Here is a 12257-nt window from a genome sequence, read left to right as displayed (position 1 = left end):
TGGGCGGAGGGGTGGGCGGAGGGGTGGGCGGAGGGGTGGGCGGAGGGGTGGGGTTTAGCGGACGAAGTCTTCGACCACGGTGCAGACCTGGCCGAGTGCCTCGGCGGAGCGGGCCAGCGGGCCGGGCACCATCAGCGCGTGGTCGGCGGCGGGGATCTCCAGCACGTGCGGGGTGAGCCGCCGGGCGACTCCGCCGTCCCAGGACGAGTCGGCGGTGCCACCGACCAGGATGAACGGCGCGGTGGCCCGGCGCAGCGCGTCGACCACGTCGCCCCGGTGCAGCAACGGGGTGAGCCAGACCGCGGGCAGCCCCCGACCGGCCGCGAGCGGCGCGGCGAGGGTGCCGAGCGACTTGCCGACCAACAGGTCCGTCCGCTCGTTCAGGGTCGGGGAGACCTGGTCACACACCCACCTGCCGATGGTGTCGATGTCGAAGTTCTCCGGCACCTGCCAGGAGATCCCGTGCAGCCCGAACCCGACCCGGCGCAGCGCCTCGCCCAGGTAGAGGAACAGGGGGTACCGGGTGTCGTACCCGCGTCCCGGGATGAGCACCGCACGTCGGTCCGCCATGGACATCTCCTTGTCGTCGGCCATCGACCGTACCCCCAATACGATCCCTCCGGGACGACTCACTGAGGCTCGGCCGGATGCCGATGATCGGGCAGTAGCCTCGACACGATGTGGCCACGGATCGGCGGACTCCGCGCACTAGCCCTCGGCACCCCCGGTGACCTACGGGCGCGCCTCAACACCCTCGTGCTGGCTGGCCTGAAGACCGCCACCGCCGGCCTGCTCAGCGAGTACGCCGAGGAAGGCGAGGAGCTTGAGCACGTCGGAGAGCGGCTGGCCCTGGTGGACGACGCCGACGCGTTGGTGGCCGTCGTCCAGGTGACCGGCATCGAGGTGACCCGGTTCGCCGAGGTGCCGTGGGACTTTGCCCACGCCGAGGGGGAGGGCGACCGCTCGATCGAGGAGTGGCGGGCCGGACACGCCGCCTACTGGACCCGCGTCGGCACCCCGGTCACCGACGACAGCGAGATCGTCTGCGTACGCTTCCGCCTGCTGTCCGCCGGAGCCGGCGGCATCGCCACCGGCGATCTCGGCACCTGAGCGGCCATCCGGCTCGCAGCCCGCGCCACCCTGCGCGCAGGTTCAGCGACGTAGCTCGGGCAGGAGGCGGGTGGCGACCTCCACCAGGACCGCCTCGTCACCGGCGTACCAGCTGCTCTCCCGCGGCCAGTGCGTGATCACATCGGTGAAGCCGAGCTTCGCCGCCCGCTCCACCTGGTCGGCGAAGAACTGCGCGCTACGTAACGAGAAGACCGGTGCCGAGTCCAGCGAAAGGTAGCGGTCCAGGCTGGCCGGGTCACGCCCCTGGGCTGCCAGGGTCGCGTCGAGCCGACTGGTCAACTCGGCCACCCCGGTCCACCAGTCGGCCAGGTCGTCGACGGCGGGCCCGGTGGTCACCCAGCCCTGCCCGAAGCGGGCCGCGATCCGCATCGACCGAGGCCCGTTGGCGGCCACCACGAACGGCGCCCGGGGTTCCTGCACGCAGCCCGGATTGCTCCGCGCGTCGACCGCCGCGAACCAGTCGCCCCGCCAGGTGGTGCCGTCCCGCCGCAGGATGGTGTCGAGCAACTCGGTGAACTCGGCGAACCGGTCCACCCGTTGCCGTGGGGGCAGCGTCTCACCGCCGAGGACGGCGGCGTCGAACCCGATACCGCCCGCGCCGAGGCCGAGCAGCGTCCGCCCGTCGGAGACATCGTCCAGCGCGGTCACCTGCCGGGCGAAGGCCGCCGGATGCCGGAAGTTCGGCGAGGCGACGAGTGTGCCGAGACGGATCCGCGTGGTCTCCGTCGCCGCGGCGGTCAACGTGGTCATCGAGTCGAACCAGGGCCCGTCCACCAGGTCGCGCCAGCCCAGATGGTCGTACGTCCAGGCATGGTCGAAGCCCCAGTCGTCGGCTCGTCGCCACCGGTGCCGCGCCACCGACCAGCGCTGGTCGGGCAGGATCACGATGCCTATCCGCATGATCACGATGGTACGGGTGCGGGTCGCGCCGCGCGCTCACGCGTAGGGGCCCGGCCCCAGGATCTTTCCTCGGACCGGGCCTCTCGTGCTGCCTCGACCAGCCCTTACATTGCAGCCTCGACGGCGGCCGGCGCCCGGGTCAGCGTCACCGTGGTCGGCGCGAGGTCGACCTGGACGGTCTCACCCTGGTAGTTCGGGTCGTTCGCCCAGGCGCTGCCGGTGACCTCGACCTTCCCCCGCTGGAACGGCGTGGTGCCGGTCGGGTCCGCCGTGGCGGACCACTGCGCCGTCGCACCCTGGACGCAGTCGACCTGGCCGCTGAACGGGCCGCGGATGATGACCTTGTTCTTGACCTGGGTGACCAGGCCGCTGAGTTGCACCGTCGCGTCCGCGTTGCAGACCACCGTGCCGTGCACCGTGGCCTTGCCGTTCAGCTTGCTGAAAACACCGTCCGCAGCCGGCGTGACGGTGAACTCCAGCGGAGCCGGCGGTGGCGGATTGCCGATCACGACCCGCCCGCGCAGGGCTGGCGTGCCGCCCTCGCAGTGCTGCTCGAAGGTGGCGTCGAGGCGCTCCACGTAGCCGTGCGGGCCGAAGGCCACGTCGGCGACCACGAACGAGCCCGTGATCGTGTTGCAGCCCCGGCCGTTGCCGCTGATGTCGATGCCGGCCCCCGCACCGCTGAACGGCGCGCGAGTGGCTTCGGGGTACTCACCGACGGCGAGCTGCTGCCCGGCCGGCGCCCTGAGCTCCATCGACCACCAGTCACCGTTGCGACCGTTGATCGACAGATAGACCCCGCGAAGCTGGTCGTCGGCGCGGATCGACAGCTGGTCTCCGGCACCGGCGTCGTAGCTGTAGGTGGCGCCGCCGGTGACCCAGTCGCCGGGATCACCGCTCATCGTGAAGGTGCCGGCCGTCACCGGCTCGGCCTGGGCCGCAGTCGCCCCCGTCAGCAGGCTGGCCGCGGTGACGGCACCCGCAAGGACCGTCGCCGCGATGGCCCGACTGGTGCGTGTGGTCATGAATGCCTCTTTCTCCACGGAGTGGGCGTTCCTCGCCGAGGAGAGCCTAGGAACGACGGCCCGGGGGCGTTGTCCCATCGGTCAAAGTGGACAGTTCGCACCCGCCCACGGTCGGGCACGCCCCGCGCCCCTACGCCCCGGACACGCCCGCGCGCGTCCTTTCCGCTGACGCACGGCAGTCAGGCCACGGGCACCCGCTTCCACGAACCCGGCTACACGGGTGCTCGAAGCCCGGAATGATCCGCCCCCGCCTGCATGGCGATTCGGTGCCAGCCGCCGGCACCGCAGCTCCGATCGGCGCCCGGAGACGAAGGCCTGCCCAACAGCAAGGCTGCGAGCAGGCGTTCCGCACGGAGGGCTAGCCGGTCCACACGGGCAACTCATCGGCCCGCACCAGGCTCATCACAGTGCCGAGCGCCGACCGTCGATCGTCACGGAGCTGATCGACCAGGACGCTGCACCCTACCCAGGTGCTACCGCACTGCTCGACCAACTGTCTGGCGGTGAGTGCCTGGTTGCCTGTCTCGATCCAGTCGTCCACGAGCAGAACCCGGTCGCGTGATCCAAGTGAGGATCGCTGCACGCGCAGAGTGTGCGACTGCTGACGGTAGTCGGGGTCGGCTGCCGCTGTGATCTTGTCGCCTGGAAACAGCCCCTCACGCTTGCGCACCGGTACGAACCCGACGCCCAGTTCCACGGCCGCAGCGCCCCCGAGAAGGAATCCCCGGGACTCGATCCCGCAGATGGCTGTGAGATCCGAGTTCCTGAACGGCTCGACCAGACCTGCGACGACATGGCGGAGCGCCGTGGCATCGCGGAATATCGCCCACACGTCAGCGTGGCCTTCGATCCATCGGAAGTGCTTCAGCAGCGCACCACGTGCGGAGTCGGACATGGTGGGATTATGGCTGCCGGCGTCGATGACTGCCGTGACCCCGCTCGCGACCCAGGACAGCGTGACCCCGCTCGCGACCCAGGACAGGTCGAAGGCCCTGTCGGGACTCGCATCCTGACCAGGGCCTTCGTGGTGGAGCGGGTGACGGGAATCGAACCCGCACTGTCAGCTTGGGAAGCTGATGTTCTGCCATTGAACTACACCCGCGAGCGGAATCACTCTACCCGAGCCCTCACCCGGATGCACCCAGGGCCCCACCCCTCACGCCGCGCAACGCGCGACGCGCGACGCGCGACGCGCGACGCGCCAGGGTCGGTCCGAGACAGCAGGATCCCCGAAGTTGCTGCGTCGTGGCGGGACGGAGGCAGCAACATCCCCGAAAGTGCGTGGATCTTGAGCTCCGGGTGGGTACAGCGAGAAGTTTCCTCACCGCAACATATGGCCATGTTCAAATCTGTCTATCGGTTGTAACGTCTGCCTCACGTTTTCCGCACGACGCGACACAACCCCCGGTCGCGTCGCCAGAAAGAGGTGGGCATATGGGACTGCGTCCCGTCCTGCTGAACCGGCGTACGGCCGGCATCGCATCGACGTCGCTCGCACTGGTGCTCGGCGTGGCCACGGTCGGCCTGCTGCCGGCCGCCACCACGACCGCGAGCCCGGCGGCGGCCGCCGTCACGGCCGACGAGGTGTGTGAGGATCCGACGGGCACCCTGGCCCGGGCCAAGGGTGGCAGCACCGTCAAGCACGATCCGAACCAGTTGACCCTCGCCCAGGTGCACCAGCGTGAGGCCGAGTTCGCCGACATCCTGCAAGAGCGCGCCAAGCGAGTTGGCCAACGCACGCTGAGCGCCCAGGCGGCTGCGGCCTCGGTCACCATCCCGGTGGTGGTGCACGTGATCCGCCGGGACACGACCCGGGCCGGCGGGAACATTCCCGACTCGATGATCCAGTCCCAGATGAACGTGCTGAACCAGTCGTTCAGTGGCGCGACCGGTGGTGCCGCGACCGCCTTCGCGTTCCAGTTGCAGAGCATCAACCGGGTGACCAACTCGTCGTGGTACCCGATCCGGCAGGGCTCGTCGGCCGAGCGGCAGATGAAGACCCAGCTGCGGCAGGGCAACAAGGCGACGCTCAACATCTACCTCGGCGCGCTCAGCAACAACCTGCTCGGCTGGGCGACCTTCCCGCAGAACAGCCTGAACGTTATGGACGGCGTGGTGGTGCTCAGCGAATCGCTGCCCGGCGGCACTGCCACCAACTACAACCAGGGCGACACCGGCACCCACGAGGTCGGCCACTGGCTGAACCTGTACCACACCTTCCAGGGCGGTTGCTCGGGCAGCGGCGACCAGGTGGCGGACACCCCGGCCGAGGCATCGCCGGCCAGCGGCTGCCCGACCGGCCGGGACACCTGCTCAAGCTCGGGCCGCGACCCGATCACCAACTTCATGGACTACTCGTACGACTCCTGCATGTACCAGTTCACCTCGGGCCAGGCCACCCGCATGATCAACGCCTGGAACGCGTACCGCGCGGCATAGCGCGTCCGCCGCACCGCGTACCGCAGGTGCCGGCTCCTTCGAAGGGGCCGGCACCTGCTGGGTGTGGGTCAGGCGGCGCGGCGGTGATGCCGCCCGGCGCGGGCCGGCACCGGGCGCGTGGCCTGGGGTGTGGCGCCGGCCGGGTCGAGCCAGACCTGGACGGCCGGACGGGAGGCCAGCTCACTCGGCCCAGCCACCGACTGCTCCCGTCGAGCCAGCATCGCCACGTCGACCGTGAACTCGAAGAGGCACCAGTCGGCGTGCGGGGCGGCCCGCGCGGCGAGCGCCAGCCGGGCGACGGTGGCGTCGTCCGTGACGGGCCGGGCGCGCCCGGCGACGTACGCCTCGTCGTCGCTCTCCTCCGGCGGAAACGAGTGCAGCGCGTAACGGCCGTCGCGCTCCAGGTCGCGCCGCTTCGGTGAGTCGATCACGAAGCAGTAGAGACCGTCTTCGGTGATCACCGGAGAGACCGGGTGTACCCGGGGCCCGCCGTCGGCGCGGACCGTGGCCAGGTAGCCGAAGCCCGGGCCGTACTGCTGCATGAGAAGGCGGATCCCGTCGGCGAGTCGGGGCTCGTCAGCGGCGAATTCGGACCAGGAAGCCATGCCGACATCCTATCGAACACACGTTCGAAGCGGGTAGTCCGACACGCGTGTCGCATACCGGCAGCTATGGTGTGTCGATGCTGCTCTCCGACCGTGACCTGGTCTCCGAGATCAAGGCGGGCACCCTGGCGCTCGAACCGTTCGAGCCCAGTTTGGTGCAGCCCTCCAGCATCGACGTACGACTGGACAAACTGTTCCGGGTCTTCAACAACCACCTCTACACCCACATCGACCCGGCGACCCGACAGGATGATCTCACCTCCGCGGTCGAGGTGCCCGACGGCCAGGCGTTCGTGCTGCACCCGGGCGAGTTCGTGCTCGCCTCGACGCTGGAGGTCATCTCACTGGGCGACCAGCTCGCCGGCCGCCTCGAAGGCAAGTCCAGCCTGGGACGACTCGGCCTGCTCACGCACTCCACCGCCGGCTTCATCGATCCCGGCTTCTCCGGCCACGTCACCCTGGAGCTGTCCAACGTGGCCAACCTGCCGATCACCCTCTGGCCGGGCATGAAGATCGGTCAGCTCTGCATCTTCCGGCTCTCCTCGCCGGCCGAGCACCCGTACGGGTCGGCCGTCTACGGCTCCCGCTACCAGGGCCAGCGCGGCCCGACACCGAGTCGCGCCTGGCAGAGCTGGCGCACCTGGCCCACCCGGTGACACCGCGGCCGTTGATCCACTGCGCGCACCAGTAGGGAGCCCGCCCCGCTCCGGGAGCGGGTCCTACGGCGGTACGCCGAGCCCGGCCATCTCAGCTTGGCCGACCGAAGCTGTGCACCGGGCTGCTGTCCAGCCGCTTCATCTGCACCGGCTGACCCGCCCGGGAGGCGTGCACCACCCAGCCACCACCGACGTACATGCCGACGTGGTGCAGGTCCCGGTAGTAGAAGACGAGGTCGCCGGGGCGCAGCGCACCGCGACTGACCGACGCGGTGACCTGACGCTGCCTGGCCGCGTTGTGCGGCAGTGCGACACCGGCCCGCGACCATGCGGCCAGCGTCAGACCGGAACAGTCGTACGCGTCCGGCCCCTCGGCGCCCCAGGAGTACGGCTTGCCGATCTGGGCGCAGGCGAAGGTGACCGCTTCCCCGGCCGCTCCGCCGGGGTAGCTGGCCGGACAGGGCGCCGGCCGCAGCGGCCCACCGCCGCCCTTCCCGTACGCCCGTAGCCGGAGCCGCTGCAACCTGTCGATCTCGGTGTCGATCTGTCGCCGCTTCGCCGCGAGATCGGCATCGGTGCGGGTCAGCTGATCGATGGTACGGTCCAGCCCGGCCTTGGCCGCGACGAGTTCGTCGCGCAGTTCACTCGCGTGCCGGACGTCCTGCTGCTGGACCCGGGCGTACCGGTCGAGCAGGCTGAGCTGCTCGACTACCTCACCCGGCGACCGGCTGCCGAGCAGCGCGTTGACGGCCCGTACCTGCTCACCCTTGTACGCGCGGGCAGCGAGCTTGCCAACCCGATCCATGGCCTCGTCCACCTGGCGTTGCAGCGGCGCGATCCGGGCAGCCAGGGCGTCCGCATCCCGTCGCTTGCCGGCCAGGTCCTGCCGGGTGGCGTTGTGCTGTTCGATGACGGGTTCGAGCCGGTTCCAGTCCTCGTCGATCCGGCGCTCGATGTCGGCGACCGTGGGGTCGGCCCAGGCGGCCGCCGCGCCGCCGGTCAACATCACAGCGGTCGCGGCCAGGGCGGCGGGGATGCAGCGGTACCAGCGAAAACGCGGCGCAGCCGTCGGTCGGCCGGACAATCCCGGACGTGGTGACGGCGGCCGCGGGGCACGGTCTGCCACCGGTCTCAGCACTCCTTCTTCCCATACCGCCAACCGGGTTCGGGCGGGAAGGGGCGCCCTACCGTGACGCGCACGGATTCACCCCGGATACCTGGTTCCCGGGCTCGCTCACGAGCGATTCGGCGGTGTCGGACCGTTACCACCCGGGGTGGGCGGACCTGCCAGCGGCCGACGATTGCCCAGCGTAGGGACGATCGGCGTCGATACGCAACACAACCGCGCCGTCACTGTGGGTGCTGACATCCGACAACGACGAGGGCCCCCGTCGACTTGACCGGGGGCCCTCGGGCGCTTCTGCGCGACCGCTCAGCGGACGCTGGGGCGACTCAGCCGGGTCGGCGGAAACCGGCGACCGGCATGGTCGTGATGGGCGAGACGTTCACCGGCTTGCCGGCCCGTGGCGAGTGGACCATCTGGTTGTTGCCCAGATACAGCCCCACGTGGCTGACATCGCTGCGGAAGAAGACGAGGTCGCCGGGACGGGCGTCGGAACGGGAGACGGCCTTGCCCTCGTTCCACTGGGCACCCGTGAAGTGGGTGAGGTAGATGCCGGCGGCCTTGTACGCGTACTGGGTCAGGCCGGAGCAGTCGAACGAGTTCGGGCCGGTCGCTCCCCACACGTACGGCTTGCCGACCTGGGCGCAGGCGGTACGGATGGCCGTGCGGGCGGCGTCGCTGACCACACCGTTGATGGTGGGGCAGTTGGTGGTCTTCACCGTGGTCACCGGCAGCGACTTCTCCAGTCGCTTGATCTCGGCGTCGATCTGCTTCTTCTTCGCCGCCAGCTGCTTCTGCTTCGCCTCCTGATCGGCGATCAGCGCGTCGAGCTTGGCCTTCTGGTCGTCGTACTTCTTGCGGATCTTCATGACGCCTTCGAGCTCGCGGCGCTCCTGTGACGCCAGCCGATCAAGGAAGGCCATCTGCTCGCCGAGCTCGTTCGGCTTGGAGTTGAGCAGCACGGCACCGATCTCCTTGGACGGGCCGGTGATGTAGTAGCGGGAGGCGAGATCGGCGACCCGGTTCATCGCCAGCTCGGTCTCCAGGGCCAACGGCTGGATCTTCTTTTCCAGGCTCTTCGACTTCTGCTTGTTGACCCGCAGCTGGGAGCGCACCTTGTTGTACTGCTCGATTGTGGGTTCCAGCTTCTGCCACTGCTTGTCGATCTGGGCCTCGATCTCGTCGACCGAGGGTTCGGCGTACGCGGGGGCGGCGAGCAGGCCGGCACCGACCGCGGCGGCGGCGACGAGGACGACGAGCCCACGGGCGGCCCTACGCAGGCCACCCGGACGAGATCGCCCTGGCGCACGACGATGAAGGGGCATGGTTGCCACCGGCAGCGTCTCCTTTGCAACCGACCACCGGGCGTCCCGCGAGCGGTAAGGGGCGGGGACAGACGACCCATGGCGGTCGGTGCCCCACATTAGGGAACGGTAGGTGGGGAATCAAGGCGACCAACGGCTCATTCACCTTTGCGCGACGGTACGCATACAAAGGGTGTCGGCCGATTCGTTATAGTTGCGTACGTCAATTCAAAACCGGGCGGGGCGGCACTGGATAGGGGTACCGCCCCGCCCGGTGTGTTCGGGCCGGTCAGCTCGCCGCCGGGGTGGCCTCTCCGGCACCGCCCACCTGCTCGGGCTTGACCGACCGGAGCAGGACGCTGGCCACGTCGACCACCTCGACCTGCTCGCCGGCACCCTTGCCGTTGACCCCGTCGCTGAGCATGGTCGAGCAGAACGGACAGCCGACGGCGACCGTCCTCGCCCCGGTGGACATGGCCTCCTCGACCCGGTCAACGTTGATCCGCTTGCCGATGCGCTCCTCCATCCACATCCGGGCACCACCGGCACCGCAGCAGAAGGAACGCTCGCTGTTACGCGGCATCTCGGTCAGTTCACCCGCGATCGCGTTGCCGAGCACCTCGCGTGGCGGGGTGAAGACCCGGTTGTGCCGCCCCAGGTAACACGGGTCGTGGTAGGTCACCCCGCCGTCGACCGGCTGCACCGGGGTGAGCCTGCCGGTGGCGACCAGGTGGGCCAGCAACTGGGTGTGGTGCACCACCTCGAACTCACCGCCCAGTTGGCCGTACTCGTTGCCAAGGGTGTTGAAACAGTGCGGGCAGGTTGCGACGATCTTGCGCTTGGCCTTCTCCCGGCCCTCGAACGCTTCGTTCAGGGTCTCGACATTCTGTTGCGCGAGCATCTGGAAGACGAACTCGTTGCCGATCCGCCGGGCCGGGTCGCCGGTGCAGGTCTCCCCCTCGCCGAGAATGGCGAAGGAGACCCCTGCCTCGTTGAGCAGGGTCGCGACGGCCCGGGTGGTCTTCTTCGCCCGGTCCTCGAACGCACCGGCGCAGCCCACCCAGAAGAGGTACTCGAAGTCCTCGATTTCACCGACCCGCGGCACCTCGAAGTCGAGCCCCTTGGTCCAGTCCTCACGGGTGTTCTGCGGCGCCCCCCACGGGTTGCCCTTGTTCTCCAGGTTGCGCAGCATCACGCCGGCCTCGGAGGGGAAGCTGGACTCGATGAGTACCTGGTAGCGACGCATGTCGACGATGTGGTCGACGTGCTCGATGTCCACCGGGCACTGCTCGACGCAGGCGCCGCAGGTGGTGCAGGACCAGAGCACGTCGGGGTCGATCACGCCCCCGGACTCGGCGTCGCCGATCAGCGGCTTCTCCGCCTCGGCGAGGGCCAGCACGTCGACGTGGGCGAGCTGCGCGGCGGTGGCCTTCTCCTCGCCGGTGAGGTCCTTGCCGCCGCCGGCCAGCAGGTAGGGCGCCTTGGCGTACGCGTGGTCGCGCAGACTGAGCACCAGCAGCTTGGGCGACAGTGGCTTACCGGTGTTCCAGGCCGGGCACTGCGACTGGCAGCGGCCACACTCGGTGCAGGTGCTGAAGTCCAGCAGACCCTTCCAGGTGAACTGCTCGACCTGGGCGACGCCGAACTGGTCGGACTCCGGGTCCGCATCCTCGAAGTCGAGTGGCTTGCCGTCGCTCATCATCGGCCGCAGCGCGCCGAGACCGGAGCCGGCGGCACCCGGCTTGCGCTTGAAGAAGATGTTGGGGAAGGCGAGGAAGCGGTGCCAGGCGACACCCATCGTCACATTCAACGAGATCACGATGACCCAGGCCATCGAGATCGAGATCTTGACGAGCGCGGCGACGCTGACGCCGGAGTCCCAGGCCGGCAGCAGGGCACCGACCGCGTGACTGAGCGGGGTGGCCCAGGTGGGGTACTCGAAGTGATCGGTGGCCACCTTGAAGCCGCGGATCAGAAAACCCATGACCAGTACGGCGAGGACGACCGCCTCGACAAAGTAGCCCTGCCACATGGTGGAACCGGTGAACCGGGACCGCCGTCCGGCCCGGTTCGGCCGGTTCGCCAGCCGGATCCCGATCAGGACGCCGATGCCGACCACGCCCAGAATGCCGATCCACTCGGTGACCAGCCCGTAGAGGGTCCAGCCACCGATCAGCGGCAGTCCACCGGTGGGCGAGACCACCTCGAAGTACGCCTCAAGCACCAGCAGCGACAGCACGATGAAGCCGACCATCACGAACCAGTGCGCCGCGCCCACCACGCTCCAGCGGAGCATCCGGGTGTGCCCGGCGGTCTCCGCCAGCATCGTCCTGGTGCGGCTGACCGTGTCGCCGGAGCGGGTCGGATCGGGCTTACCCAGCCGGATGACAGCCACCATCTTCGAGACCGCGCGTACCGCAAGCCACACCGCAACCGCGGTGATGGCGGCCGCGAGGATCGTGGTGACGATCTGGACGCTGCCCATCGAGTTGGCCTCCCGGTCTGCTGCCTGTCGAGCGGCTCGGCGACCGGGGGCGTCGGTGCGATCGTCGACCCACGCCGCCGCACCTCAACCTGATCGGTCGATGACCTCGCTCCGCTCGGTCATGCAGTGCAGCCTACGCGCAAGGTTACCCAGCAGTAACGTGAGTCATCTCGCACCCGGGGCCACGCTGCCCTGCGCACACCTTAGGAGGCCGACGGCAACGCCGCTCGGGCGGGCCGCCGGTGGCGCCGGAGAGTCAGGGCCTTGAGCTGCGGGTCAGCGCCAGCGGGAAAGCACGATCAGGGAGGCGACCATCGCGCCGAACCCGACCGCCAGGTTCCAGTACCCCAGCTCCATGACCGGGTACTCCTGCTCGGAGAGGTAGTAGACCACCAGCCAGCCGATGCCGAAGACGATCAGCGACACCGCCAGGACCGGCAGCCACACCGGGCTGGGCTTGTTGGTGGCCGCGGTCGTCGCCGTCGGGCGGACGTCCGTAGGCGGGGTGTACACCTTCTTCTTGCGGACCTGAGACTTGGGCACGGCGCTCTCCAGAGGGGTTACGACCTCGTCCGGCCTGACAACCGGG

General features: G+C 69.4%; 12 protein-coding genes, 1 tRNA gene and 1 riboswitch. Of the genes, 3 read left to right on the top strand and 10 right to left on the bottom strand.

Annotation, left to right across the window (positions count from 1 at the left end; all coding sequences use genetic code 11):
* Positions 1-54: 54 nt before the first annotated feature.
* Positions 55-570, bottom strand: a complete 516-nt coding sequence (locus O7601_RS07240; RefSeq protein ID WP_281565431.1) for an alpha/beta hydrolase — start codon at positions 568-570, stop codon at positions 55-57.
* A 108-nt stretch (positions 571-678) separates the two neighbouring features.
* Between O7601_RS07240 and O7601_RS07235 the strand changes: the two genes are divergently transcribed.
* A complete protein-coding gene (locus O7601_RS07235) occupies positions 679-1110 on the top strand; it encodes an ASCH domain-containing protein (RefSeq protein ID WP_281565430.1) in 432 nt (143 codons plus the stop codon).
* Positions 1111-1152: 42 nt separating this feature from the next.
* Here O7601_RS07235 and O7601_RS07230 read toward each other — a convergent pair whose 3' ends face one another.
* From O7601_RS07230 to O7601_RS07215, 4 genes are all read right to left on the bottom strand, one after another.
* Positions 1153-2031 (bottom strand): LLM class flavin-dependent oxidoreductase, encoded by an 879-nt coding sequence (locus O7601_RS07230; protein WP_281565429.1) that lies wholly within the window; start codon positions 2029-2031, stop codon positions 1153-1155.
* Between the two features lie 104 nt (positions 2032-2135).
* A complete protein-coding gene (locus O7601_RS07225; RefSeq protein ID WP_281565428.1) occupies positions 2136-3056 on the bottom strand; it encodes a hypothetical protein in 921 nt (306 codons plus the stop codon).
* 358 nt (positions 3057-3414) lie between these two features.
* The gene (locus O7601_RS07220) at positions 3415-3951 is read right to left on the bottom strand and encodes a phosphoribosyltransferase family protein (RefSeq protein WP_281565427.1); all 537 of its coding nucleotides are present in this window, start codon (positions 3949-3951) and stop codon (positions 3415-3417) included.
* A 133-nt stretch (positions 3952-4084) separates the two neighbouring features.
* A tRNA-Gly gene (locus O7601_RS07215) sits at positions 4085-4158 on the bottom strand.
* 332 nt (positions 4159-4490) lie between these two features.
* Here O7601_RS07215 and O7601_RS07210 point away from each other — a divergent pair.
* The gene (locus tag O7601_RS07210) at positions 4491-5495 is read left to right on the top strand and encodes a zinc metalloprotease (protein ID WP_281565426.1); all 1005 of its coding nucleotides are present in this window, start codon (positions 4491-4493) and stop codon (positions 5493-5495) included.
* Between the two features lie 68 nt (positions 5496-5563).
* Here O7601_RS07210 and O7601_RS07205 read toward each other — a convergent pair whose 3' ends face one another.
* Entirely contained in the window at positions 5564-6100 is a 537-nt protein-coding gene (locus O7601_RS07205; protein ID WP_348650235.1) for a pyridoxamine 5'-phosphate oxidase family protein, read from the bottom strand.
* A gap of 77 nt (positions 6101-6177) precedes the next feature.
* Here O7601_RS07205 and dcd point away from each other — a divergent pair, with 77 nt between their 5' ends.
* On the top strand, positions 6178-6756 hold the full coding sequence (gene dcd / locus O7601_RS07200; RefSeq protein ID WP_281565425.1) for a dCTP deaminase: 579 nt from the start codon (positions 6178-6180) through the stop codon (positions 6754-6756).
* Positions 6757-6847: 91 nt separating this feature from the next.
* Here the strand turns inward: dcd and O7601_RS07195 are convergent, their stop codons facing one another.
* From O7601_RS07195 to O7601_RS07180, 4 genes are all read right to left on the bottom strand, one after another.
* Complete coding sequence (locus O7601_RS07195; RefSeq protein WP_281565424.1) at positions 6848-7882, bottom strand: NlpC/P60 family protein; 1035 nt, start codon at positions 7880-7882, stop codon at positions 6848-6850.
* 12 nt (positions 7883-7894) lie between these two features.
* A riboswitch (cyclic di-AMP (ydaO/yuaA leader) is annotated at positions 7895-8017 on the bottom strand.
* Positions 8018-8208: 191 nt separating this feature from the next.
* Positions 8209-9219: a C40 family peptidase gene (locus O7601_RS07190; protein WP_281566833.1), complete on the bottom strand. Its 1011-nt coding sequence runs from the start codon at positions 9217-9219 to the stop codon at positions 8209-8211.
* Positions 9220-9472: 253 nt separating this feature from the next.
* A complete protein-coding gene (locus O7601_RS07185; RefSeq protein WP_281565423.1) occupies positions 9473-11668 on the bottom strand; it encodes a (Fe-S)-binding protein in 2196 nt (731 codons plus the stop codon).
* A 276-nt stretch (positions 11669-11944) separates the two neighbouring features.
* Entirely contained in the window at positions 11945-12211 is a 267-nt protein-coding gene (locus O7601_RS07180) for a cell division protein CrgA (RefSeq protein WP_093409169.1), read from the bottom strand.
* Positions 12212-12257: the final 46 nt, after the last annotated feature.

Source organism: Verrucosispora sp. WMMD573 (genome assembly GCF_027497175.1).
Lineage (GTDB): Bacteria > Actinomycetota > Actinomycetes > Mycobacteriales > Micromonosporaceae > Micromonospora.
This window is presented reverse-complemented; position numbering and strand designations above follow the sequence as displayed.

Coding starts and splice junctions, on each gene's coding strand:
- O7601_RS07235 (WP_281565430.1), top strand. CDS start 679: ATGTGGCCACGGATCGGCGGACTCCGCGCACTAGCCCTCGGCACCCCC.
- O7601_RS07240 (WP_281565431.1), bottom strand. CDS start 570: ATGGCGGACCGACGTGCGGTGCTCATCCCGGGACGCGGGTACGACACC.
- dcd (WP_281565425.1), top strand. CDS start 6,178: ATGCTGCTCTCCGACCGTGACCTGGTCTCCGAGATCAAGGCGGGCACC.
- O7601_RS07225 (WP_281565428.1), bottom strand. CDS start 3,056: ATGACCACACGCACCAGTCGGGCCATCGCGGCGACGGTCCTTGCGGGT.
- O7601_RS07205 (WP_348650235.1), bottom strand. CDS start 6,100: ATGGCTTCCTGGTCCGAATTCGCCGCTGACGAGCCCCGACTCGCCGAC.
- O7601_RS07210 (WP_281565426.1), top strand. CDS start 4,491: ATGGGACTGCGTCCCGTCCTGCTGAACCGGCGTACGGCCGGCATCGCA.
- O7601_RS07185 (WP_281565423.1), bottom strand. CDS start 11,668: ATGGGCAGCGTCCAGATCGTCACCACGATCCTCGCGGCCGCCATCACC.
- O7601_RS07220 (WP_281565427.1), bottom strand. CDS start 3,951: ATGTCCGACTCCGCACGTGGTGCGCTGCTGAAGCACTTCCGATGGATC.
- O7601_RS07230 (WP_281565429.1), bottom strand. CDS start 2,031: ATGCGGATAGGCATCGTGATCCTGCCCGACCAGCGCTGGTCGGTGGCG.